At 74.1% G+C, this 24,272-nt stretch carries 23 protein-coding genes; 19 read left to right on the top strand and 4 right to left on the bottom strand.

The features are described 5' to 3' along the window. The first annotated feature begins 5 nt into the window (after positions 1-5). From ABT263_RS30360 to ABT263_RS30310, 11 genes are all read left to right on the top strand, one after another. Positions 6-1,814: a sensor histidine kinase gene (locus ABT263_RS30360; RefSeq protein ID WP_380393238.1), complete on the top strand. Its 1,809-nt coding sequence runs from the start codon at positions 6-8 to the stop codon at positions 1,812-1,814. Positions 1,815-2,020: 206 nt separating this feature from the next. Beyond that, positions 2,021-2,443 carry a YegP family protein gene (locus tag ABT263_RS30355; protein ID WP_352295193.1) on the top strand — a complete coding sequence of 141 codons (423 nt, stop codon included), beginning with the start codon at positions 2,021-2,023 and terminating at the stop codon, positions 2,441-2,443. Then, entirely contained in the window at positions 2,430-2,837 is a 408-nt protein-coding gene (locus ABT263_RS30350) for a hypothetical protein (protein WP_352295191.1), read from the top strand. The genes ABT263_RS30355 and ABT263_RS30350 overlap by 14 nt, the downstream gene beginning before the upstream one ends. Positions 2,838-3,271: 434 nt before the next feature. Further along, positions 3,272-4,303: a PstS family phosphate ABC transporter substrate-binding protein gene (locus tag ABT263_RS30345; RefSeq protein ID WP_352295189.1), complete on the top strand. Its 1,032-nt coding sequence runs from the start codon at positions 3,272-3,274 to the stop codon at positions 4,301-4,303. Positions 4,304-4,551: 248 nt separating this feature from the next. Beyond that, positions 4,552-5,145: a hypothetical protein gene (locus tag ABT263_RS30340; protein ID WP_352295187.1), complete on the top strand. Its 594-nt coding sequence runs from the start codon at positions 4,552-4,554 to the stop codon at positions 5,143-5,145. Positions 5,146-5,457: 312 nt separating this feature from the next. After that, complete coding sequence (locus ABT263_RS30335) at positions 5,458-8,100, top strand: hypothetical protein (protein WP_352295185.1); 2,643 nt, start codon at positions 5,458-5,460, stop codon at positions 8,098-8,100. Between the two features lie 232 nt (positions 8,101-8,332). Next, positions 8,333-9,247, top strand: coding sequence for a phosphate ABC transporter permease subunit PstC (gene pstC, locus ABT263_RS30330; protein ID WP_352295183.1), 915 nt, complete (start codon positions 8,333-8,335; stop codon positions 9,245-9,247). A 118-nt stretch (positions 9,248-9,365) separates the two neighbouring features. Further along, the gene (pstA, locus tag ABT263_RS30325) at positions 9,366-10,637 is read left to right on the top strand and encodes a phosphate ABC transporter permease PstA (RefSeq protein WP_352295181.1); all 1,272 of its coding nucleotides are present in this window, start codon (positions 9,366-9,368) and stop codon (positions 10,635-10,637) included. A 65-nt stretch (positions 10,638-10,702) separates the two neighbouring features. Continuing rightward, on the top strand, positions 10,703-12,532 hold the full coding sequence (locus ABT263_RS30320) for a substrate-binding domain-containing protein (protein WP_352295179.1): 1,830 nt from the start codon (positions 10,703-10,705) through the stop codon (positions 12,530-12,532). Further along, a complete protein-coding gene (locus ABT263_RS30315) occupies positions 12,529-13,461 on the top strand; it encodes a class E sortase (RefSeq protein WP_352295177.1) in 933 nt (310 codons plus the stop codon). Before ABT263_RS30320 ends, ABT263_RS30315 begins: the two co-directional genes overlap by 4 nt. Before the next feature lie 38 nt (positions 13,462-13,499). After that, positions 13,500-14,387: a phosphate ABC transporter ATP-binding protein gene (locus tag ABT263_RS30310; RefSeq protein ID WP_352295175.1), complete on the top strand. Its 888-nt coding sequence runs from the start codon at positions 13,500-13,502 to the stop codon at positions 14,385-14,387. 134 nt (positions 14,388-14,521) lie between these two features. On the opposite strand, the gene ABT263_RS30305 is transcribed toward ABT263_RS30310, so the two are convergent. From ABT263_RS30305 to ABT263_RS30295, 3 genes are all read right to left on the bottom strand, one after another. Then, complete coding sequence (locus tag ABT263_RS30305; RefSeq protein WP_352295173.1) at positions 14,522-15,346, bottom strand: HAD family hydrolase; 825 nt, start codon at positions 15,344-15,346, stop codon at positions 14,522-14,524. Positions 15,347-15,415: 69 nt separating this feature from the next. Next, positions 15,416-16,354, bottom strand: coding sequence for a DUF8832 domain-containing protein (locus ABT263_RS30300; RefSeq protein ID WP_352295171.1), 939 nt, complete (start codon positions 16,352-16,354; stop codon positions 15,416-15,418). An 81-nt stretch (positions 16,355-16,435) separates the two neighbouring features. Continuing rightward, positions 16,436-16,789 carry a hypothetical protein gene (locus tag ABT263_RS30295; RefSeq protein WP_352295169.1) on the bottom strand — a complete coding sequence of 118 codons (354 nt, stop codon included), beginning with the start codon at positions 16,787-16,789 and terminating at the stop codon, positions 16,436-16,438. Between the two features lie 258 nt (positions 16,790-17,047). Between ABT263_RS30295 and ABT263_RS30290 the strand changes: the two genes are divergently transcribed. Beyond that, positions 17,048-17,230, top strand: coding sequence for a hypothetical protein (locus tag ABT263_RS30290; RefSeq protein ID WP_329488919.1), 183 nt, complete (start codon positions 17,048-17,050; stop codon positions 17,228-17,230). Between the two features lie 43 nt (positions 17,231-17,273). On the opposite strand, the gene ABT263_RS30285 is transcribed toward ABT263_RS30290, so the two are convergent. Next, the gene (locus ABT263_RS30285; RefSeq protein WP_352295167.1) at positions 17,274-18,161 is read right to left on the bottom strand and encodes an LLM class flavin-dependent oxidoreductase; all 888 of its coding nucleotides are present in this window, start codon (positions 18,159-18,161) and stop codon (positions 17,274-17,276) included. Between the two features lie 142 nt (positions 18,162-18,303). Here ABT263_RS30285 and ABT263_RS30280 point away from each other — a divergent pair, with 142 nt between their 5' ends. The 7 genes from ABT263_RS30280 (at position 18,304) to ABT263_RS30250 (ending at position 24,156) form a co-directional block, all read left to right on the top strand. Further along, on the top strand, positions 18,304-18,951 hold the full coding sequence (locus ABT263_RS30280) for a DUF433 domain-containing protein (protein ID WP_352295165.1): 648 nt from the start codon (positions 18,304-18,306) through the stop codon (positions 18,949-18,951). Next, positions 18,948-19,409, top strand: coding sequence for a DUF5615 family PIN-like protein (locus ABT263_RS30275; protein WP_352295163.1), 462 nt, complete (start codon positions 18,948-18,950; stop codon positions 19,407-19,409). Before ABT263_RS30280 ends, ABT263_RS30275 begins: the two co-directional genes overlap by 4 nt. 73 nt (positions 19,410-19,482) lie before the next feature. Next, the gene (locus tag ABT263_RS30270) at positions 19,483-20,070 is read left to right on the top strand and encodes a hypothetical protein (protein WP_352295161.1); all 588 of its coding nucleotides are present in this window, start codon (positions 19,483-19,485) and stop codon (positions 20,068-20,070) included. A gap of 381 nt (positions 20,071-20,451) precedes the next feature. Further along, positions 20,452-21,246, top strand: a complete 795-nt coding sequence (locus tag ABT263_RS30265; protein WP_352295159.1) for a hypothetical protein — start codon at positions 20,452-20,454, stop codon at positions 21,244-21,246. 53 nt (positions 21,247-21,299) lie between these two features. Next, positions 21,300-22,193 carry a hypothetical protein gene (locus ABT263_RS30260; protein ID WP_352295157.1) on the top strand — a complete coding sequence of 298 codons (894 nt, stop codon included), beginning with the start codon at positions 21,300-21,302 and terminating at the stop codon, positions 22,191-22,193. Continuing rightward, the gene (locus tag ABT263_RS30255; RefSeq protein WP_352295155.1) at positions 22,190-23,059 is read left to right on the top strand and encodes a hypothetical protein; all 870 of its coding nucleotides are present in this window, start codon (positions 22,190-22,192) and stop codon (positions 23,057-23,059) included. Before ABT263_RS30260 ends, ABT263_RS30255 begins: the two co-directional genes overlap by 4 nt. Beyond that, complete coding sequence (locus ABT263_RS30250; RefSeq protein ID WP_352295154.1) at positions 23,056-24,156, top strand: hypothetical protein; 1,101 nt, start codon at positions 23,056-23,058, stop codon at positions 24,154-24,156. The genes ABT263_RS30255 and ABT263_RS30250 overlap by 4 nt, the downstream gene beginning before the upstream one ends. Positions 24,157-24,272 lie beyond the last annotated feature (116 nt).

Raw genomic sequence — 24,272 nt, 5'->3', positions numbered from 1 at the left:
ACACCATGGACCCCACGCCAGACCTGCCACCCCCCGCCGCCCCCGACCCGGCGCCCCACCGGGTACCCGAGATCTCCTCGCTCGGGCTGGACACGCTGGTCACCGAGGTGGCGGAGCGGCTGCAGTCGGCGGCCGCCGTCACCGACCGGATGCAGCGGCTGCTGGAGGCCGTCGTCTCGGTCGGCGCCGGGCTGGACCTGCACGCGACGCTGCACCGGATCGCCACCGGCGCCGCCGAGCTGGTGGACGCCCGGTACGCCGCGCTCGGCGTGATCGCACCGGGCGGCCACGGCCTGGCGGACTTCATCCACGTCGGCGTGGACGACGAGACCGCCGCCGCGATCGGCGAGCTGCCGGCCGGCCGGGGCATCCTCGGCGCCCTGATCGACCGGCCCGAGCCGCTGCGCCTGACCGACCTGGCCACCGACCCGCGCTCCTCCGGGTTCCCGCCGGAGCACCCGGCGATGAAGACCTTCCTCGGCGAGCCGATCCGGATCCGTGACGAGGTGTTCGGCAACCTCTACCTCACCGAGAAGCAGGGCGGCGGCGCCTTCACCCCCGAGGACGAGCAGGTGGTGCACGCGCTCGCCGCGGCCGCCGGCGTCGCGATCGAGAACTCCCGGCTGTACGAGGAGGGGCGGCGGCGCGAGCGGTGGATCGCGGGCGCGGCCGCCGTCACCACGGCGCTGCTCTCCGCCGACGAGGCCGAGGTCGCGCTGACCGTCGCGGCCGAGCAGGTGCGCGAGCTGGCGGACGCGGCGCTCGGCATGATCCTGCTGCCGACCGTGGACGGCGAGGGCGACGGCCAGATGCGGGTCGCGCACGCCTCCGGCGAGGCCGCGGAGTTCGTCCAGGGCGAGCTGCTGCCGAAGGAGAGCTTCGGTGCCCGGCTCCTCCAGGGCGACAGCGTCTACCTCGACGACATGTCCAGCGACCCGACCGTGGTGATCCGCCTGGCGCGCAGCTTCGGCCCGTCGATGGCGGTGCCGATGGTCGCCGCCGGCCGGGTGCTCGGCGGGCTCTGCGTCTGGCGCCCGCGCGGCGCGGTGCCGTTCACCGACACCGAGAAGCAGCTCGCCGAGACCTTCGCCTCGCAGGCCGCGCTGGCCCTGCGGCTCGCCGAGGGCCAGCGGGACCAGCAGCGCCTCGCCGTCTTCCAGGACCGCGACCGGATCGCCCGCGACCTGCACGACCTGGTGATCCAGCGGCTGTTCGCCACCGGGATGATGCTGGAGAGCGCCGCCCGGCGCGCGGTCGTGCCCGAGGTGAAGGTCGGCATCGGGAACGCGGTGGACGAGCTGGACGCCACCATCCAGGAGGTCCGCACCACCATCTACGCGCTCCAGCACGACAACCACGGCGACGCGCCGGACACCCTGCGGACGCGGGTGCTGCGGGAGGGCAGTCAGGCCGCCGCGGCGCTCGGCTTCAAGCCCTCGGTGACCTTCACGGGCCCGGTGGAGAGCCTGGTCGGCGAGAAGACCGGCCGTCAACTGCTGGCCGCGCTGCGCGAGATGCTCTCCAACACGGCCCGGCACGCGCGGGCCTCGCGGGTCGGCGTGGAGGTCGACGCCACCGTGCACCTGGACGACGAGGGACGCCCGGTGAGCGGTGACCCGGAGTCACTCGACCGGGCCGGGCGCCCCGGGGTGCTGCTGACCGTGACGGACGACGGCGTCGGCATCCCCGCCGGCGGCCGCCGCAGCGGTCTGCGCAACCTCACCCGGCGGGCCGAGGTGCTCGGCGGGGACGCCTGGCACGAGCCCGGTCCGTACGGAAAGGGGACGCGGGTGCGCTGGACCGCGCGGCTCTGAGTCTTCGCGCGCCATCGAACGGTCTGTGCCGGTCAAGGGAGTTCGGTGAGGGGGCCGGGCGTGTGGTTGGTGTGCAGTCGGTGAATGTTTAACGAGGGAGAACTTCGCGGCCAACGGAGCAAGTTGTGCATTTCCTTCCCTTCCGGCGTGCTCGTGTGCACACATAGCTTTACTCCCGTCTCGGAGGGAACCGGACTGGGGGAGCAGTGGACGCGTCGAACCGCGGTCACACCGCAGCAGGTGCAGGGCGTGGGGGATTCCGGGTCGAACGGGCACCGGACGGGCGTTACCGCTGGCAGCTGAAGGCCCCCAACGGCCGGGTCGTCGCGGTCACCGGGGCCGGATACGAGACGGCCGCGGACGCCGAGCGCGGCTTCGACGGGTTGCGCGCCGGCGCCGACGCCCTGGTCGCCCGGATCACCCACGTCCGCGACGGCATCGGCTGGGTCTGGGTCGTCCCCGGTTCGCGCCTGCTCCCCGAGGTGCGCTCCAGCCGCGCCTACGAGCGGTACGCGACCTGCCAGAACGCCTTCCGCCGGTTCGTCGTGCTGCTGGCCAAGCAGCCCGCCCCCGCCCTCGAACTCCCGGAACGCGCGGCACCGTTGAGACCCTCCGATGCCCGCCGCTGAGCGGCGCGGTCCGCGCCTGCTGATCGTGCCCGCCGCCGACCGGTGCCTCGGGTGGTCGCTGCGCGCCGCCAACGGGAGACAGCTCGGCGTCGGCGTCCGCACCTATCGCAGCGAGGACGAACTCGCCGACTCGGTAAGAGAGTTGATTATCGAGCGGGCCGCTCTGCGGTGCACCGTCGGGCAGTCCGAGGCCCGGCTCTGGGTCTGGACCGCCCAGCTGCCGGTGCGCAGCACCCGGCCCGGCGCGGTCGAGGCCGGCCCGATCGCCCGCAGCGCCCGCGGCTACCTCCGGCGCGACCAGTGCCAGGCGGGCGTCGACGGCTTCCTCGCCGGGCTCCAGTGGATCGGCCAGGAGCTGCGCAGAACCGGCCGGGACGCCCGCCGGCCCTGGTAGTACCCCCGCGCGAAGCGCGGCGCCCTGACGGCCCGGGCGGATGGTGCCTCGTCAGACCCCCGTTCCGGCCGGCCGGGATGCCGTGCCTTCCTCCCGCGCCCGGCGCCCCCCGCCCCGTTCGCCCCCCGTTCCCCCCGGTCCGGTGAAGCGCAGGTTTCCGGCAACCCCCCGAGCCGCCACCTGGAGAAGAACGTCATCGGCCTCCGACCTGCGGCTTTCCGCCCCGCCGCGGCCGGGCTGACCAGTCACTAAACCTGTCCGAACCGATGAGTCGACAATCGCCGGCCGCCGCTGACGGCCCTTCCGGGGGAACAGCCCGTCCCGACAGGATCAGCCCTGCCGGAGCGGCCACCGCGGATGTGGCCACCGGCCCCGGACCCCCAACCAGGGCCCGGGCAAGCGATGCACCTCTCTCCCACCGGAGGAACAGGAACATGCGCAAGACCGCTGCCAAGCTGCTCGCCGTCGCCGCCATCGCCACCTCGCTCGCCACCGTCGTCGCCGGCACCGCCAGCGCCGACCCGAGCGTGACGCCGGCCGCCCAGGACATCGTGAGCGCGGGCTCCGACACGACGCAGGCCGTGTCGACCCGGTTCTCGACCGACTACAACGCCTACCTGACGAGCATCGGCGACACCACCTCGCCGCGCTACTACAGCTGGGACGCCACGGGCTCGACGAACATCACGCTGAAGTCGGGCGCCTCCTCGATCGTCCGCCCGAACGGCTCCGGCGCCGGCATCACCGAGCTGAACACCTCCGGCTCCGCGCTGGACGTGGCCCGCTCCTCGCGCGCCCCGAAGTCCACCGACCCGGCGTCGGACATCTTCGTCGCGTTCGCCAAGGACGCGGTGACCTGGTCCGCCAACTCCGGCGGCCACGCCCCGGCGAGCCTGACCGCCGCCCAGCTCAAGGGCATCTACGACTGCTCCATCACCAACTGGACGCAGATCAACGCCTCGCTGACCAACGCCACGATCAAGCCCTGGCTGCCGCAGGCGAGCTCCGGCACCCGCGCCTTCTTCCTGACCGCGATCGGCAACCCGACCGTGGGCAGCTGCGTCCAGGACGGCCCGGAGGAGAACGAGGGCGTCGACACCCGCCTGGCCGGCGCCGACACCGTCTTCCCGTACTCGGTGGCCTCGTACCTGTCCCAGACCGTGGGCGGCCACTCCACCCCGACCTCCGCCCCGGCCAGCCTGACCCTGCGCAACGTCGGCACCCTGGTGCCGGTCAACACCACCACCAACACCATCAACGCCCCGTTCGCCGCCTCGGCGTTCGGCCGCGTGGTCTACAACGTCGTCCGTGACGCCGAGTGGACCGCCACCAACGCCCACGGCACCGCGCTGCGCGCGATCTTCGGCCCCTCGGGGTGGATCTGCTCCAACGGCACCAACGACATCAAGAGCTACGGCTTCCTGCCCCTCCCGGCGGCGGCCTGCGGCAGCACCACCCACAGCTGATCACACCCGCTGATCACACCCGCTGATCACATCCGCTGATCACATCCCGCGACATCCGGCGGCCACGGGCTTCGTGCCCGTGGCCGCCGGCCACACCCGGGCACCCCTTCGTGCCCGTCGGAGCCGGCCGGGCGCCCATCGACTTCGGCATCCTCCGCCCGCCGGGCAGTGCGGAGGAGGAAGGCCGTCGGGGCGGTCGAACGACCGCCCGCACCACCCAGCACATCACCTCTCCCAAGGAGTTCAGCATGACCCGTACCAGCGCCCGCTTTGCCGCCACCGGTGCCGCAGTCGTCCTCGCCGTGACCGGTATGAGCGGTGCGGCTGCCGCCGACGCCGCCCCCGCGGCCCCGACCGGCAGCGCGGTGGTGCACGAGAGCACCGCCTTCCTGAAGGACTCCGCCCTGAACGGCCTGGTGGTCATCCCGCTGCCCACCGCCACCCCGTCCTACGACTCCACCACGGGCTTCTCCACGTCGTTCCCGGTGACGGGCGGCGACGTCAACCTCCAGGGCTACTACGGCAACGTCCAGCTGGGCGGCAGCCTGCTCTTCGTCAACCTGTTCACCGGCAAGACCGCGGTCTTCAAGCAGCTGGCGTTCAGCGCCGACAGCTGGGCGATCACCGGGGTCCCGGTCGGCGGCACCGCCCCGGTGGCGCTGCTCGACCCGGCCGGCACGACCGACATCACCCGCACCGGCGCCACCCAGACGGTGACCGCCGCGGACCTGAAGGTCGACGCCGAGGGCGCGCAGTACGTGGACACCAAGCTGAACACCACCTTCTTCAAGGCCGGCCAGTCGATCGGCAGCTTCTCGCTGAGCTTCACCACCGGCAGCTGAGCTCCACCACCGGCGGCCGACACCTGCGACCGGCTCGGGGGGGACGGCGGGTCCGTGCGACGGCACGGGCCCGCCGTTCGCAGGTGGAGTTCCCAACTCCGCTACAGAGTCGTCGCGTTGTGGTCTCGTACATCGGTACGACCGGATCCGGCCATGTAGGGCTGGCCGAATGGATGCGAACCGGAACCGCCGGCCTGCTCGCCGCCTGATCCACTCTCGCGCCGCGTCACGGCGGCGCGCGTTCGCACGGAGGTGCCCGTCATGAGACTCCGACTACTACCCGGTACGAGACGCGGGGGGTGGCGCCGGAGGTTGCCGGCGGTCGCCCTCGTCTGGTCGGTGGTGGTGGCGCTCGGCGTGGCCCCCATCGGCCTCGGCACGTCGTCGCAGGCCGCGGCGGCGACCTCGTCCGCCGTGACCAAGCCCGGCCCCAAGGTGTGGGACCCGAACACCTGGGAGGAGGGCGCCGAGGGGAGCGTGACGGTCGCGCAGACCCAGAACCTGTCCAACCAGGTGCTGCAGGTCTCCTGGAGCGGCTTCACCCCGACCGTCGACACCTCGGGCACCCCGCTGACCATCGTCACCAAGGGGTCCAAGCAGGCGCTCTACGCCGTCCGGGTCTACCAGTGCCGCGGTCTCGACCCCAAGATCACCGACTGCTACGGCAGCAAGCTGTACAACGCCGACGGCGGCAAGGGGTTCAACCAGAAGGCCCCGGCGGAGGGCACCACGACGCCGGACTTCCCCTCGAACATGGCGATCGCGCCCACGGGCGCCGACGGCTCGGGCGAGACCTCCATCGAGATCTGGACCGCCACCCAGAGCCCCTCGCTCGGCTGTGACGCCACGCACCCGTGCTCCCTGGTGGTCGAGCCCAACTACGGCGGCGACACCCAGGACCCGTACAAGGCACGGAACGGCGCGGTCGACTGCACCGACCACCTCAGCGACGTGGACGGCTTCTTCAACACCGCGAGCGACGGCGGCCTGGAGGCCTACGCCGGGGCGTGGGACGGCAACCAGTACGCCGGGTACCAGCTCGGCGAGCAGTGCGCCTGGGAGAAGCGGACCGTCGTCCCGCTGCACTTCTCGCCCACCGCCGCCGACTGCGACAACCGCGCCGCCGACTTCAAGGCGGCCGGCCTGGAGATGGCCAACCGGGCCGTCCAGCAGTGGCGGACCGGCCTCTGCCTGGCGTCCTCCCCGCTCGCCTTCCAGTACTCCTCCTCCGGCGGCGAGCCGCAGGCCAGGGCGGCGTTCCTGGGCGGGGCGGCCGGCGTGGACGTCGCGCTGACCGCGTACCCCGACACCGCGACCCCGGCCCGGCCGTACGTCTACGCGCCGCTGGCCACCACCGGTATCTCGGCGGTCTTCCTCGTCGACGACCCGGACACCGGCCGCCAGCTCCGGGACATGAAGCTGACCCCGCGCCTGATGGCCAAACTGCTCACCCAGTCCTACGCGCCGCTGGGAAGCCCGGTCGCGTCGGTGAGCGGCAACCCCAGCTGCGTCTTCCTGGACGAGGACTTCCTCCAGTACAACCGGTTCCCGGAGAGCAGCGGGCTGCACTGGCCGCGCTCGTGCACGCCCGCGGAGTTCGAGCCGACCATCGTCGGCGGCACCACGGACCTCGTCTACCAGCTGACCGCGTGGATCGCCGCCGACCCGGAGGCCGTCCGCTTCCTGGACGGCGAGGACGACCCGTGGGGGATGCGGGTGAACACCTTCTACCAGCGGGGCGCCTACTCCGGGTACCCGGCCGACACCCTCCAGCCGCAGGACTTCACCGGGCCCACGGACGTCAGCGAGGCCGCCAAGCGGATGCGGCAGTACGAGTGGAACCCCGTCCTCGGCGGTCTCACCCAGGTGCTGCGGACCATCCTGGAGAACCGGTCCACCTGCCAGCTCTGGATGGCGGACCCGGCCACCGGCAACCACCTCAAGTGCGACCCGATGGCCCGCGGCGAGCGGAAGCTGTTCGCGATCATGGACAGCGCCCAGGCCAAGGCCTTCTCGCTGCCCGAGGCCACCCTGCGCAACCCGGCCGGCGGCTTCGTCTCGCCGACCACCAACGGGTTCCAGTCCGCGGTCGGCGACATGCCGACCGACGCCGCCACCGGCACCCAGCTGCTGCCCTACGGCGTCGCGGGCACGGCCTTCGCCCGGGACACCCAGGCCTACCCGCTGACCACCGTCCAGTACGCGATGGTGCCCACCGGCGGGGCGGCGGACAAGGCGCCCGCGATCACCCGGTTCCTGACCACCGTCGCCAACGGCGGCCAGGTCTACGGCGTGGAGCCGGGCAAGCTCGCCCCGGGCTTCCTCAGCCTCACCGGTGCCCAGCGCCAGCAGACGCTCGACGCGGCGAAGCACGTGGAGACGCAGGACAACAAGTGGCCGGGCAACCAGGTCGCCCCGCCGCCGACCACCCCGCCCGGCGGTGACGGCGGGACGACCGGCGGGGCCGGCGGCGCCACCGGCGGCGAGTCGGGCGGCACCGGCACCACCACCCCGGTCACCGGTACCGGCGACGGCACCGGCACCGGCGGCTCGTCCACCGGCGCCGGCTCCGGCGCCGGCGGGCTCGGCGACGGCGCCGTCGGCGGCACCGGCGGGATCGGCACCGGGGGCTCCGCGAGCGCGGGCGGTACCGCTGGCGCGGCCACCGGCGGCGCGGGGGCTCCGGCCGCCGCGGCCGCTGCGGCCGGCGGGGCCAAGGCCACCGCCACGCCGGGCGCTCCGGCGGGCCCGCTCGCGGCCGCTCCGGTCGCCGCCGGCTCCCCGGCGGCCGACCGCGCCGGCACCGCCCGGCTGCTGCTGCCGATCGCGGTGGTCGCGGGCCTGGTGCTGCTGATCGGCGGCCCCGCCGCGCTCTTCCTCGGCGGCACGCCCGCCGGCGAGCGCGCCGTCTCCGCCGTGGGCCGGACCTGGGCGCGGGTGCGCCGCCGGCCCTGATCCAGCGGACGCACCGGCTCGGCGGGGCCGCCGTCACGGCCCCGCCGAGTCCTCCGCCCCGGGCGCCACGGCCCGGGGCCTCCCCTGTACCGAGTACTTCCGTACCGAGCGCGCCGGAGAGCAGACCATGACAGCCGCCGCCGAGCCCGCGGCACCGTACGCCGGGGCTCCACGTCCACCAGAACCCGATGTCCCCCGCGTCATCACCGCCCCCGCCACGCCCGGAGACCGGGTGTTCCGGGGGGCGCTGCGGGTGGCGGGCCTCTCCGTCTTCGCGATCATGGGACTGATCGCGTTCTTCCTGATCCTGCGCGGCGCGAACGCGCTGGGCGAGGTGGGCTGGTCCTTCCTCACCGAGCAGAAGTGGCAGACCCAGGCCCACAACTTCGGGATCGCCGCCGTCCTGCCGAACGGCCTGCTGATCGCGGTGATCGCCCTGGTGATCGCCGTGCCGGTGGCGCTGACCACGGCGATCTTCATCTCCGAGTACGCGCCGACCCGGCTGCGGGCGACGCTGGTCTCGCTCATCGACCTGATGGCCGCGATCCCCAGCATCGTCTACGGCCTCTGGGGGCTGTTCTTCCTCCAGCCGCGCATCATCGGCTTCGTCCGCTGGCTGACCAACCACCTGGGCGACGCGATCCCCTTCCTCAAGGTGCGCACCGGCGACATCGGGACGTCCTACACCTCCTCCACCTTCATCGCCGGGGTGGTCGTCTCGCTGATGATCATCCCGATCGTCGCCTCGCTCAGCCGGGAGGTGTTCTCGCAGGCCCCGCAGGGCGAGCGGGAGGGCGCGTACGCGCTGGGCTCGACCCGGTGGGGGATGGTCCGCGCGGTGGTGCTGCCGTTCGGCCGCGGCGGTGTGATCGGTGCGGTGATGCTGGGCTTCGGCCGGGCGATGGGCGAGACGATCGCCGTCGCGCTCATCATCTCGCCGAACTTCAAGGCCATCAGCCACATCCTGGAGAACGGCGCCAACTCCATCTCGGCGCTGATCGCGCTGCGCTTCGGCGAGTCGGACGAGCTCTCGCTCTCCGCGCTGATGGCGGCCGGCCTGGTGCTCTTCGCGCTCACCCTGCTGGTCAACCTGGGCGCCGGGTTCGTGATCAACCGGTCCCGCTCCGGCGCTTCGACGGCGGACTGACCATGGCCCACCCCGCCACCCGCCGCCCGTCGCCGCGCGGCCCCTTGCCGCGCCGCCCGCTGCCGGGCCGCCGGTCGCCGCGCCGCCCGCTGCCGCTCCGCCGTGAAGGGACCGCCCGATGACCACCCTCGACCTGCCGCCGGCCACCGTGGCCGCGCCGGCCGACCCACCCGCGGCCGCCGCCGCGCCGCGCCCCGAGAAGCGGGTCCGGCTCGGCGGCTTCACCCGCGAGGACGTGCTGACCCTGGTCGGTGCGCTGGTCGGCTCGCTCGCCCTGGACTGGATGCTCTACGAGCGGATCCTGCCGTTCAGCGGTGCGCAGGGCTTCCTGCTCTGCTGGTACGCCCTGTTCCTGGTGGGCTACTTCGCCATCGGCCGCCTCCAGTGGAACCCGCTGATGGTCCGGGACCGGCTGGTCTCGGTCGTCGCCTGGAGCTCCGGCCTGCTGGTCGTCGGCCTGATCGCCGACCAGATCGGCTACGTGCTGGTGCGCGGCTACGACGCGGCCCGGCACCTCAACTTCTTCACCGAGTCGATGGACCACACCGCCCCGCTCTCCCCGATCACCTCGGGCGGCGCGCTCAACGCGCTGGTCGGCTCGCTCGAACAGCTCGGCCTGGCCACGCTGTTCGCGGTCCCGCTGGGCATCGCGGCGGCGGTCTTCATGTCCGAGGTCGGCGGCCGGATGGCCCGGCCGGTGCGGACCCTGGTCGAGGCGATGACCGCGCTGCCGTCGATCGTCGCGGGCCTGTTCATCCTCGGCGTCGTGATCATCACCTTCGGCTTCGAGAAGAGCGGCTTCGCGGCCTCGCTGGCCCTCACCGTGATGATGATGCCGATCGTCACCAGGGCCGCCGAGGTGGTCATCCGGCTGGTGCCCGGCACGCTGCGGGAGGCCTCGTACGCACTCGGCGGCAGCCAGTGGCGCACGGTCTGGAACGTGGTGCTGCCGACCGCCCGGCCCGGACTGGTGACGGCCGTGGTGCTCGGCATGGCGCGCGGCGTCGGCGAGACCTCCCCGGTGCTGCTGACCTCGGGGTTCACCTCGCAGTTCAACGGCAATCCGTTCAGCGAGCACCAGGTCTCGCTGCCGCTGTACATCTGGAACTACGTCAAGCAGCCCTATCCCGACATGATCGCGCGCGCCTTCGCCGCCGCGCTGACCCTGATGATCGTGGTGCTCGTCCTGTTCGTCACCGCCCGCGTCGTCGGCGGCCGCAAGCCGGGTCAGCTGACGCGCCGCCAGAAGCGCCGGATCGACCGCGCCGCAGCCGTCGCCGAGGCCTCCGCCCGGGGCGGCCACCGGGGCTCCGCCCGGCCCTCGACCGCGGCCACCGCCCGTACCGCCGCCCGGCCCGCCGACGTGGCCACCGCCCTCGGGGAGCACTGATGTCCCGCCCAAACGCCTTCAGTACCAGAGGAGTTCCCATGTCGTGGGAGGCCGCAAGCCGCCCCGTGGCACGCACGTTCGCCGTGCTGCTGTCCCTGATCCTCGCCGCGGGCTCCCTCCTGCTGGGGCAGAGCACCCCCGCCTTCGCGGCCACCGCGCTCAACGCCGACGGCTCCAGCTGGGCCGGCCCGGCCATCGACCAGTGGCGCCAGGACGTCGCTCCGCAGGGCATCCAGATCAACTTCAACCCGATCGGTTCGGCGGCCGGCCGCAACCAGTGGAGCATCGGCCAGGACGACTTCACCGCCTCCGACGTGCCGTTCCGCTCGCAGACCGACACCGGCCTCGGCCAGGCCGGCCAGGCCGGCGGCTCCGGCAAGGCCGAGAACCCCCGGTACGGCTTCTCCTACGTGCCGATCACCGCCGGTGGGACGACCTTCATGTACAACCTGGTCGTCGCGGGCAAGCAGGTCCGCGACCTGCGGCTCTCCCCGCAGACCGTGGTCGACATCTTCACCAACAAGATCACCAACTGGAACGACCCGAAGATCACCGCGGACTACGGCAAGGCCCTGCCGAGCCTCCCGATCACCCCGGTGGTCCGCTCCGACGGCTCCGGCGCGACCGCCCAGTTCACCCGCTGGATGAGCCACACCCACGGCGCGCAGTGGGAGGAGTACTGCAAGAGCGTCAACGGCGTCAGCTGCGGTGACTACACCGAGTTCTTCCCGCCGTCGGGCCGGATGACCGCGCAGAACGGCTCCGACGTCGTGGCCGGCTACATCAAGGCCCCGTCCGGCCTCGGCACCATCGGCTACGACGAGTACGCCTTCGCCAAGCGCAGCAACTGGCCCGTCGTGAAGGTGCTCAACCCGGCCGGCTACTACACCCTGCCGACCGCCTCCAACGTCGCCGTCGCGCTCACCGCCGCCAAGATCCGCGGCGTGGACGACAGCACCGCCGCCGACGACCCGGACTACCTCCAGCAGAACCTCGACGGCGTCTACTCGATGAACGACCCGAGGTCGTACCCGCTCTCCAGCTACAGCTACCTCATCGTGCCGCGGGCCGGGGCGGCGCTCCCGCCGCCGCCGCGCTTCACCAACGACAAGGGCAGCGCCCTCAGCCGCTTCCTCGCCTACGTGCTCTGCGAGGGCCAGGGCGAGGCGGACGGCCTCGGCTACTCCCCGATCCCGCGCAACCTGGTCCGCGGCGGGCTGCTGCAGACCCAGCACATCCCCGGCAACGCCAGCCCGGTCGACGCCAACACCCTCGCCAACTGCGCCAACCCGACCTTCAACTCGGCCGGCCGGCTGACCGTGCTGGACAACGCCCCGCAGCCCAGCCCGTGCGACGCCAAGGGCGCCCCGCTGGACTGCACCGTGCAGGGCGGCCAGGCGGTCAAGTCCGGGTCCGGCTCGGGCTCCGGCACCGGCGGCTCCGCCACCGGGGGCGCCGGCTCCGCCACCGGCGGGACGGGCGGCAGCGCGAGCGGCGGGGCGGGGAAGACCCCCTCGGCGAGCGGCACCGGCAGCGGATCGTCCGGCACCGGGGGCACCGGTGCCGCGGCGGGGGCCGGGGGGACCGCCGGGGGCGGCACCGGCGGCACGGCCGACCAGCCCGGCGCGGTCGACCCGGCCGCGGGCACCGGCGCCGAGGGCGACCAGGCCGCGGCCGAGGACGTCGTCGACCCGCAGACCGGCCAGGTGGTCGCGCGCGGCCGCGCCGCCACCGCCGGCGAGGTCACGGCCAACGTGGTCGCCGTCGACGGGCGGCCGGACGACTGGATGCTGTCCACCCTGACCGCGCTCGAACTGCTCGCCGTCGTGCTCGTCCCGCCGCTGCTCGGCCGCCGTCTGATGCGGCGCCGCACCTCCGCCGGCGGCCGGTCGTGACCGCCCCGGCGCTGGAGAAGCCGGCGCCCCCCGCCCCCGGCACCCCGGCCGCGCCGGCCGCCGCGACGCCCGCCCCGGACCCGGAGGCGGCCGGGGCGGGCCCCGGCGCCGCCCGGCCGGCCCGGCGGCGGTTCCTCCAGGGGGCCTGGGCGGTCAGCCTGCTGGCGGCGCTCACGATGGGATTCGTCGGCTACCTCTTCACGCTCTCGCACCTCCAGCAGCGGCACTACCAGTCGACCGCGTACAAGACCTTCCGGGACCAGCTGGCCAAGGCGGTCGCGCCGACCGGCGGCGCCGCCGACGGGGACCCGGTCGCGCTGCTCGACATCCCGGCGATCGGTCTGCACGGGGCCGTCGTGGTGGAGGGCACCACCGGCCGGGACCTGATGCGCGGGCCCGGCCACCGCCGGGACACCGCGCTGCCCGGGCAGACCGGGGTCGCGGTGGTGTTCGGCCGCGGGGCGACCTTCGGCGCGCCGTTCGCCGAGCTGTCCAGGCTCCGGGTCGGCGACCGGATCGAGGCGACCACCGGGCAGGGCAGGTTCACCTACACCGTCAACGTCTACGGGGACGGCGACCACCCGATCAGCGACCCGGTCCGCAACCGGCTGGTGCTGGTCACCGGGGACTCCGACTGGATCCCCGGCTCGACGGTGATGATCGGCGCCCGGCTGGACGGCGACCCGGAGGTCAACCCCGGCGGGCGCCCCGCCACCGTGCCGTACGACAAGGCGCTGGCCGCCGACAAGGGCGCGCTGGCCACGCTGCAGCTGTGGTCGCTCGGGCTGCTGGGCGCGGTGGTCGCCGCGATCCTGCTGGCCCGGATCTGGCGCCGCTCGGCCGCCTGGCTCAGCGTCGCGCCGGTGATCGCCGCGATCCTCTGGGCCGTCTACGAGAACGCCGCCGCCCTGCTGCCCAACCTCTACTGAAGCGCGCCCGGAGGACCGTACCGATGACGGATGCACCGATGACCGACGTACCCCCGCTCGACCCGTTCGCCCCGCACGACCGGGGCGGCTCCGCGAGCGAGACCACGCTGACCCTGCCGCCCGTCCACCCGGCGGACGCCGCCGGCGCCCCGCTGGCCGGCCTGGAGACCAGGGACGTCTCCGCCTGGTTCGGCTCGCACAAGGTGCTGGAGCGGGTCTCGCTCGGCATGCCCGCCGGGGAGGTCACCGCGCTTATCGGCCCCTCCGGCTGCGGCAAGTCCACCTACCTGCGGATCCTCAACCGGATGCACGAGATGGTCCGCGGCGCGCAGCTCGCCGGGGAGGTGCTGCTGGACGGCGACGACGTGTACCGGCCCGGCCGGCGGCCCGCCGAGGTCCGGCGGCGGATCGGGATGGTGTTCCAGCGGCCCAACCCGTTCCCGGCGATGTCCATCCAGGACAACGTCTCCAGCGGGCTGAAGCTGGCCGGCATCAAGGTCTCCAAGGAGGAGCGCGAGCACCTGGTGGAGAGCAGCCTGCGCCGGGCCGGCCTCTGGGACGAGGTCGCCACCCGGCTGCACACCCCGGGCGGCGCGCTCTCCGGTGGGCAGCAGCAACGCCTGTGCATCGCCCGGTCGTTGGCCGTCTCGCCGGACATCCTGCTGATGGACGAGCCGTGCTCGGCGCTCGACCCCACCTCGACCCGCCGGGTGGAGGAGACCATCGCGGAGCTGCGGGGGCGGCTCACCGTCGTGATCGTGACCCACAACATGCAGCAGGCGCAGCGCGTTTCGCAGTCCTGCGCGTTCTTCCTGGCCACCCACGACACCCCGGGGCGGATCGTCGAGGCCGGACCGACCGAGCAGCTGTTCACCGATCCGCGGGACCAGCGGACCGCGGACTACGTCAACGGCCGCTTCGGGTAGCCGCTCCGACCCGGCCGGGCCCGGCCGGGTCGGAGCGGCGGAATGCCGGTCCGGCCCGGCCTCCTCGCGTTCCCGGCCCGCTCGGCGGTCTGCGGCTTCCTCGCGGCCCCTCGCGGGGCCTTCGGGTTTTCGGCTCAGTGGCCGAGCAGCCGCTCCAGCACCGCCGCGACGCCGTCCAGCTCATTGCTCACCGTGTGCAGCGGCACCGCCGCCAGCACCTGCGGGTGCGCGTTGGCCACGGCGTACGCGGTACCGGCCCAGGCCAGCATCTCCAGGTCGTTCGGCATGTCGCCGAAGGCCACCACCTCGCTCCGGTCGATCCCGCGCCCGGCGCACCAGCGGGCCAACGTGCTCGCCTTGGTGACGCCGGGCGCGCTGATCTCCAGCAGCGGGATCGGCGCGGACCGGGTGATCTCGGCGAGGTGCCCGGCCGCCTCGCGGGCCACCGAGAGCAGCTTGTCGGGGTCGAGGTCCGGGTGCTTCGCCAGCAGCTTGAACAGGCCCGTGACCGGCCCCCCGGCGCCGAGCAGCTCCTCGGCCGGGCCGATCGGGTGGTTCTCGTCCTGGCCCCACATCCGCACCTCGTAGCCGGGCTCGCGGGCGAACCCGGCCGGGTACTCGAAGGCGAAGGCGGTACCGGGCAGCTTCGCCCGCAGCGCCGCCACCACCGCCAGCGCGGCCTCCGCGCCGAGCGGGAACGACTCCAGCAGCTCGCCGCGCCGCACGTCGACCACCGCGCCGCCGTTGGAGCAGATCGCCACGCCGTGGCCGCCGATGTGGCCGCTGACCTGCTGCATCCAGCGCGGCGGCCGACCGGTCACGAAGACCACCTGGACCCCGGCCGCCTCGGCGGCGGCCAGCGCGGCGGCGGTCCGCTCGGAGACGGTGCCGCCGGCGCACAGCAGCGTGCCGTCCAGGTCGGTGGCGATCAGGCGGGGTGCGGTGCGGGGAGTGGTCACCGCTCCATCTTCGCCTACCGCCGTCGGGAGGTCACCGCCGCGACGGCGACCTCCTGACGGCTCGGCCCGCTAGCCGACCCGCAGGGTCAGCGCGGCGGTGTGCAGCGTGCCGCCGGTCATGAACTGGAGGAAGAGCCGCCAGTCCCCGCCGGTCGGCAGTTCGGCGTGGAAGGACAGCGTCGGGCCGCCGGTGCTGCCCGCCTCGGCCCGCGCCTGCGGGTGCAGGTGCGCGAAGGCCTGGTCGCCGGCGTGGAAGGCGGTCAGGTGGGCGAAGGTCTCCAGGTACGGCTGGAGGTCGGTGACCGGCCTGTCGTCCCTGGCGACGGTGACCTTCAGCTCGCCCGCCCGCCCGGCCGCCGGGGCGCCCTCGACGGTGACGGTGTACCCGTCCACGGTCGTGCTGCCGGTGGCGGCGGGCAGGGGTGCGGCGGCCGCCGCACCCTCGCCCGGGACGTCCACCGTCCGGCTGAGCACCAGGCCGGCGCCCTTTCCGGCGCCGCTGTCCGGGACGAACGAGGCGTAGACCCGCCAGGTGCCGGCGGCGGGCGCGGCCAGCGGGGCGGTCCAGGTGCCGTCGGCGGCCATCTCGGGGTGCAGGTGCTGGAACCCGGTCAGGTCGGAGCGGATCGCGTAGAAGTGCATCCGCTTGGTCTGGTCGGTCTCGTACGCGGTGACCGGGGCCCCGTCCGGGCCGGTCACGGTGAACCGGTACTCGGCCGGAGCCCCGGCCGGGAGCGTGTCGACGGCCGAGGTGAGGCGGTAGCCGTTGCGCTCGGCGGCGGGGGCCCCGGCGGCGGGGGCGGCCGTGGTGGCCGTGGCGCTCGCGGCGCCGTGGTCCATCCCGGCCATGCCGTGGCCGCCGGTCATGCCGTCGGCGCGGCCCGTGCCGCCCGTGCCGCCCGTGCCGCCCGTCGCGGCGGAGCCGCAGGCGGTCAGGGCGAGGGCGAGGACGGCGGCGCCGGCGGTGAGCGCCAGGGCGCGGGTACGGGTACGGGTGCTGAGGGACATCTGGTCGGTTCTCTTCCGGTGGGTGCGAGCAGGACGCGGCGCGCCCGGAGCCCCTGCACGGGGTCTCCGGCGCGGGCCCGGTCACGTCCGTGCGACGCACACCCGGAGCAGCAGCCGGCGTCCGGCGTCGGGCGGTGCCCGCGGCCCGGTGGTCCGCCGCTCCCGCGGGGCCGAGGGCATCCGGACGGCGGGGAGCACGGCCGCGGCCCCGGCCGCGAGATGGGCGGCCGCCGGGAGGCCGGCGCCCTCCCGGTCCCGGGCCGACACGCAGGGGACGGCCTGCGGAGCCGCGCCCGGCGCCCGCCGCCCGTCCAGCCTCGGGGCGTCCGCGGGGGCGGCGTGGTGGGCGACCGGTGCGCGGTGGCCCGCCGAGCCCGCGACCGCGACGGCCGCGGGCCGGTGGCAACCGCCCGGCGCCGTGGGCGAGCCGTGCATCAATAAGAGTCCGGCGAGCAGCGCGCAGAGCAGCAGCGGCCGGGCCGCCGCCCGACCGCGTCCCCTCCTGCGCCGTTCGCCCGCCGTCACGGGCGAGACAATACCCCCGGCCGGTATCCGATCGGCGTAAGCGCCCGCCGCCGCACCGTATTTCGGCCCCCGAGCCGTTCTTTCCGGCCGTTCCCGCACCGTGCCGGGTGTCCTGCTTCCTCTTCCCGGGCATGACTGATCCCGGCCACCCCGTCGGCAGGAAGAGCCATGCGAACTCGCCACGCCCGAGACGAGCGCCCACCGACCACCCCGCCGGACGCCCCGCGCGAGACGCGCGACCCGGTCCTGATCGGCGACTTCATCTTCGACACCCTCGCCGAGCTGGCCCGGCGCACCACCCCGGACGCGACCCCGCACGTCCCCACCCAGCGCACCCGCCCGCACCCGTGACGGCCACCGGCCGGCCACCGCACCCGCGGTGGCCGGCTCCGGTTCACCCCAGCTGAGCGAGGCCCTCGGTGGCGATCTTCTCGAAGACGGCCAGGTCGTTCTCGAAGATCGAGCCCGGCACCGGCCAGTGGATCACCAGCTCGGTGATCCCCAGCTCCCGGTAGGTGCCCGCCCAGTCCACGAACGCGTCCAGCGAGGCGAGCGGCCGCTCCGCCGTCGAGCCCTGGAGCAGCACCTTCTCCAGCTCCGCCGCGTCCCGGCCGCGCGCCTCGCAGGCGGCGGTCAGCTTCGCGATCTGCGCGGCGATCACGGCGGGCGCCTGCGCCACCGGCACGTCCGCCGGCCCCTTCGGGTCCCCGTACGTCACCCAGCCCTGCCCGTGCTCCGCCGCCAGCCGCAGCCCGCGCGGTCCGGTCGCGGCGACGTAGAACGGCACCCGCGGCCGCTGCACGCAGCCGGGGATGTTCCGCGCCTCGACGGCGGAGTAGTACGTGCCCTCGCGGGTCGTGGCGTCCTCGCGCAGCAGCTCGTCCAGCAGCGGCAGGAACTCCCCGAACCGGTCCGCCCGCTCCTTCGGCGACCACGCCTCCTGGCCCATCGCCGTCGCGTCGAACCCCGTCCCGCCGGCCCCGATCCCGAGCGTGAGGCGCCCGCCGGACACGTCGTCCAGCGACACGATCTCCTTCGCCAGCGTGACCGGGTGCCGGAAGTTGGGCGAGGTCACCAGCGTGCCCAGCCGCAGGCGTTCGGTCGCCGTCGCGGCCGCCGTCAGCGTCGGCACCGCCCCGAACCACGGCTCGTCCCGGAACGACCGCCAGGACAGGTGGTCGTAGGTGTAGGCGGCATGGAACCCGAGGTCCTCGGCTCGCCGCCAGATCTTCTGCCCCTCGCTCCACCGGTGGATGGGGAGGATCACCGTGCTCAGTCGCATGCCCCCGACCCTACGCGGGCGTCACGAGCGGGCACTTCCGGGCGCTGGGACCTCGTACGGGTGAAATGCTGGCGAGCCCGAGGGCGGTACGGGACGATGAAGTAACGTCGGGCTCGCTGTCCAGAGGCCGAGGAGGTGCCGTATGTCGTACGAGCCCAAACTTGCCGCTGCGCTGTCCGGTGCCACTCTGCGGCAGCTGTCCCACTGGCGCCGGGCCACTGGCGAGCGCGGTGCCGTCCTGGTGCCGGAAATCTCGGCGTCCCGGCCGATCCTCTACTCCTTCCGCGACGTGGTGGCCCTACGAGTCTGCGTCCGGCTACGGGGGGAGGCATCCCTGCAGAAGATCAGACGAGCGCTGAACACCTTGCGCGAAGGCCTGGACGAACGGGAGCACCTCTCCGCCTACCGCCTCGTCGCAGGTGGCGACACGATCTACCTGGCGGACCCCGACCACGCGGTGGACCTTGTGCGGAGCAAGGGCAATGTCGTCATCCACGACATGGTCGATGTGCTCGCGCCCTTCTACCTCGACGGCAGACGAATTCCGGACCTGCTTGAACCTCGGCCTCACGTCTCCATCGATCCCGCTGTGCGTGGGGGCGAGCCGGTCGTCGGAGGGACCCGCATCCCGGCGACGGAGGTCGCGGCACTCCTACGGGACGGCATCCCGCCCGAGCGGATCGGCGACTTCTACCCGGGCGTCACACCGGAGGCGGCACGCGACGCAGTGGACTTCGCCGACTACGTCGACAGCTACACCGATGCCGACATCCGGCAGGCCGCCTCTTGAAGCTGCTGCTCGACGAGAACGTGCCACTTCCCATGGCGCGGATCGTGCGCTCACTCCTGAAGCAACACGATGTCGAGCACGTGGCTGAGCTCGACGGGTGGGCGGGCACCCGGGACACCGACCTCTACGGCCGCGCAGCGGCAGAGGGATTCCACGTCGTTCTCACCAACGACACGAAGCAGATGAGCCGTCCACTCGAAGTGGTCGCGATCGCCGAGTCAGGCTTGCATCGCATCGAGTACCGACACAATCACAAGCACGGCGGGCTCGTGGGACTGGGTGCGGCCATTGCCACGGTGTGCGCCGGACTCCCTCACGCCTTGGCCGAACTCGACCAGGCCGGCACCCAGCAACTCATCTCCCTGACCGGGGTCGATCCCTCGCGGCAGAGCCGCCTGCGCATCGTGGACCCTGCGGGCGCGCCACCGAAGTTCTGGCCGACCCGCTCCCCGGAGTAGTCCGTGGGAGGGGCTAGTCTTTCCGCCGCACGCCTCACAATCTGATCATGCGTCAAACGGGGGTTCTTTCGGCATGCCCATTTTCCGGAGAGTATGCGGCGTCGGCCTGGTCGCGGTCGCCGCGCTGGGGCTCACGGCCTGCGGGCCCGACAACGCGTCGGACCAGGCGGGCGGCGGCCCGGCGGCCACCTCGCCCGCCGCCGCGCCCGCCACCTCGTCCGCCGCCGCGCCGACGGGTGCCGCGCCGACGGGCGGCAAGAGCGCCAAGCCGTCGGCCGGTGCGAGTGACGAGCCGGAGGGGTTCTGCGACGCCGCGCCGCTGCCCGCCGGGCAGAAGTGGGTCTACCCGGTCAAGGGGACCACCACGACCACGCTGGTCTACAAGGACACCAAGACCGCGTGCGGGGTCAACGACGTGGTCTTCGAGCCGGTCGGTGCCGAGAAGAGCGCGCCGTTCGCGCCCGCCGCCAAGGGCCACCTGAACTCGGTCCTGGCGCCGTCCAAGGACGTCAACGTCGCCGATCTGGTGAAGCACATCGGTGAGTGCCTCACCGATCCCACCAGCACCAAGGGCTTCTACCCGTGCTCCGCCGGGGACTACAAGGTCGCGATCGACTCCGCCGGCAAGGTCGTCGAGCTGACCGAGCGCGCCCACTCCTGATCCGCCCCGCCGATCGGCCCGCCCGGTGGTCTCCCACCGGGCGGGCCGACGCGGTTTCCGGGTGCCGATTGCGGTTCGGTCACGGGATGTCCGATTGATTGATCATTGGGTGGGAGTGCGGTGATTGATTTTGTTGGCGCACCTCCCGGGCGACTCTCATAATTCCTGGTGAGACGCGTGACGGTCGGCCTGGAGAGCCACGGGGGGTGGCCCGCGAGGGGCCCGTGCGCGACATTCCACATTCCCCGGGGGAGCTCCTTGTCCGCGCCCGAAAACGTGCCGTCCGCCGCCGAACCGGCGAACGGTGCGTCGTCCGAAACCCCTGCCGATCCCGCGGCCGTACCCGCGGCCGATCCCGCGGCCGTACCCGCCGCTGATCCCGTGACCGCCGCGCCGGTGGCCGCCTCCGGGCGGAAGCTGCCGCGCGCCGTCGGCGTGGCCCTGGCCACCGCCGGGCTGCTCGCCGTGACGGCGACCAGCGCCGCCGTCACCGTGGCCGTCGGGAAGCCCGACGACCGGCCGGCCGTCGTGGCCGCCCCGGCCAAGGCCGCGCCGACCGCGACCGCCGGCGCGAGTGCGAGCACCGCCGCGTCGGCTTCGCCCACGGCGGTGCCGACCACCGCCGCGCCGACCACCGTCGCACCCGTCCCCCGGCCGGTGAGCACCCTCAAGGGCACCGTCAGCGGGGGCCGGCACGAAGGCGACCTGCGGTACTTCCTGCTCCCGATCCCCGACGCCGGCGAGTCCTACGGGCCGCCGGACGGGATGAAGCTGACCGACGACGAGGTGGCCGACCTCTTCGACAACCAGGACGGCATCATGCGCATCCTGGGCTCCTACGGGTACAAGGAGGCCGCCGCCCGGACGTACCGCACGGCGGACGGCAAGGCCGAGGTGACGGTCACCCTGATGCGCTTCGGTTCGACCGCGATGGCGAGCGAGTTCGCCCAGGGCTACACGATGAAGCTGGACCCGATCGCGATCGACGGCGATCCCGCCGCCCACGGCTACGTCCGCAAGCCCAAGCAGCAGGCGTACACCGGCTCGATGACCGGCATCTCCAGCCAGGGCGACGTCCAGTACACGCTCGACGTCGAGGTGAAGGGGACCCCGGACAAGGCGCTGCTGAGCGAGCTGATGAAGCGCCAGCGCGAGCGGCTCTCCTCCGGCGGCTGAACCGCTCCGCCGCCCACGCCCGACGTCACCTTTCCCCCTCCTGGAGCCACTCCGTGACCACCCGTCCCGTGGAGCCGTCGCCCGCCGACGGACCCGCGCCCGAGGCGCCCGCCGAACCGGCCGCCCCCGTCGCGCCGCCCGCCGCCCCGCCCGCCGAACCGGTCGCCCCCGCCGACGGCCCCGCGCCCGACGCCCCCGCCGCGCCGCCCGCCACGGTCTTCGCCGACGGGTTCGCGCCCACCGCCGCCGTCCTGCCGCCGAACCGCCCGCGGCGGCCCCGGCCGGTGCTGCTGCTGACCTGCGGACTGCTGCTGGGCACCCTGCTCGGCGGCGCCGTCGGCTACGCCGTGCAGGCGAACCGTCCGCCGACCCCGTTGCCGCCGATCCAGGTCGCCCGGCCGTCCTACCCGGCCGAGGTGGTGGACCCGGCGGCCGTCGCCGCGGCGGCGCCCAGGCCGCCGGCCGTCGACGGCGACCTGCGGAAGCTGCTGGTGACGGCGCCGGCCGGCAGCACGGCCTGGGCGGACTTCCCCGACACGCCCAGCTGGATCACCATCGGCGAGCTCGCCGAGCACACCGGCCGGTCGGCGGAGGCCTTCCGCGCCCTGAACGTCGCGGAGTTCCGCCGCGCCGTCGAGGTGGACTGGAAGAAGGACGACCTGAAGGTCCGGGTCTCGCTGATCCAGTACGGCCCCGACCACGCCGCTTCGGCGAAGTACGCCGCCGCCGCCTACCGGCTCCAGCCGTTCGCGGACGACGCCAACGGCGGCTTCCACGTCGACAGCGAGCCCTCGCACTGGGCGGAGTCCACCGAGCAGTACTACCTGGGCACCGCGCTGGCGCAACGCGGCACGCTGGTGATGAAGGTCGAGGCCTTCGGCACGCGTCCGGTGAACCCCGATGTCGTGAAGGACATCGCCAAGCAGCAGTGGGAGCGGCTGGTATGAGCGACAGCACCGTGACCGTGACCGAGGCCGCGGACCCCGCGCCGGTCCCCGTCGGGCCGTTCGAGCCGGTCGGGCCGTTCGAGCCGGTCGGACCGTTCGGGCCGGTCGAGCGGACGCCCGCGCCCACCGGTCGCCGGCTCCTCCGGGCCACCGGCGCGACCGTGGCGGCCGCGCTGGTCGGCGTGGTCATCGGCGTCGGCGTCATCGAGACCCGGTACGACGACCCCGCGCCCGCCAGCGCCGCCGCCGCACCGACGGCGGCGGCGCCCGCTCCGACCGCCACGCCCACCCCCTTCGGCGCCAAGGCCAACGGCAACCACTTCGGTTCGCTGCGGGACCTGCTGCTGCCCGTCCCGGCCGGCTATGCGCTCGGCCCGGACGACGGCGGCTACGGCAACGACGTCGAGCTGTCGGCGGACCAGCTCTCCGCCGAGATGGACAGCGACCTCCAGCAGATCCCCAAGGAGAAGCGGGACAAGCTCCGCCAGTACTGGGAGGGCCTGCACGTCAAGGCCACCGGGGTGCGCACCTACAAGACCGGTACGGACGACCTGGTGATCGGTCTGAGGCTGCGCCAGTTCAACCAGCAGGAGGTGCAGAAGGCCAACGAGTACACGGCCGTCTTCACCGGTGACACCGGGCTCTTCCGGATCGGCCCCGGGATCCCCGGGCACCCCGAGGCGCACTGCTACCTGATGCCCGCTCCGCCGTCCGCGCCGATCGACTACCTGGAGTGCTCGGCCGCCGAGGGCGACCTCCTGGTGATCATGAGCGCCGAGGGCGCGGCACCGCTGCCCAAGGACAAGATCGTCACCCTCTTCAGCCAGCAGCTCGACCGCCTCGCCAGCCCGGGAGCGTCCGCATGACCGACCACGCCACCCCGCACGACAGCGCGGCCCCTGCCGGGGCCGGCGCGCCGCCGGCGCCTCCCGCACCGTTCGCGCCCCCCGCCGCTCCGGCCGGCCCGCCCGCCGAGACGGCCCCGGGGGCCGACCCCTGGGCCGTCGCCCCCGGGGCCGGGACCCTGCCGTCGCTCCCGCCGCCGAGCCCCGAGGAGCTCGCGGCCCGCCGCACCCGCCGGCGCAATGCGGCGCTGCGCTGGGGCGCGGCCGCCCTGGTCTGCGTGCTGGCCGGTACCGGCGCCGCGCTGGCCGTCACCGCGCCCGAGCGCACCGACATCCCGGGCCTGGCCACCCGGGGCGACGGCCGGTACACCTTCCCCGCGCTGGTCCTGCCGCCGCTGCCGTCCGGCCAGGCGGCGCCCGGTGAGAACAAGAGCCGGCACGCCGCTGACCTGCGGTACCTGCTCCTGCCGGCCCCGAAGGAAGCCGGCGGTTCGTCGGCCCCGGCGGTATTCCCGACCCCGACCCCGACCGCGACCCCCATCGCGGCACCGACCGCGGCACCGACCGCGAGCCCGGCCGCGTCGTCGCCCGCCGCGCCCGACGGCGCCCCCGCGAGCGCCCCGGCGGCCACCGGCGGGTCGGCCGCCCCGACCCCGGCCGCCGGTACGGCCCCGGCGGACTGGGTCGCCTGTGACGCGATGGCCGCCGAGCAGAAGGAGCCGGTGAAGTTGCGGGCCCTGCTGCTGCGCGACGTCTGCCGCGCCGCCACCGTCCGGGAGTGGACGGCCTCGGACGGCACCCGCACCCAGATCCGGCTGCTCCGCTTCGGCTCCTCCGTCGAGGCCTGGGACGTCTTCGCCGACCTGCGCGGCGACGGCGAGCCGAAGGACCTGCCGGGTCTGCGGCCCGCCTCCGTCATCGGCTGGGACAGCGTCTCCGGCGTCGACCTCGCCACCCGCGAGAGCACGACGCTGGCCGGGGAGGGCCGGACCACCGGGTACCTGGCCTACCTGAGCGCCGGCGACATCGTCGGCGTCATCACGATGACCAACGCCCGGGGCGTCCAGCCGCCCGCGTTCCGGCAGGTCGTCACGCTCCAGTCCGACCTGCTGGCCTGATCCGGCGCCACCCGGTGGGGGGGGGGGGGGGGGGGGGGGGGCCCCGCCCCCCCCCCCCCCCGCCCCCCCGGCGGCCCCCGCGCGCGCGCCGCCCCGGCGGGCCGCGCCCGGCGGGG

This window comes from Kitasatospora sp. NPDC001603, from assembly GCF_040298365.1.
In the GTDB taxonomy this organism is placed as follows: domain Bacteria; phylum Actinomycetota; class Actinomycetes; order Streptomycetales; family Streptomycetaceae; genus Kitasatospora.
Note: the sequence above shows the minus strand (reverse complement) of the source record. Positions and strands in the feature narration are given on the sequence as shown.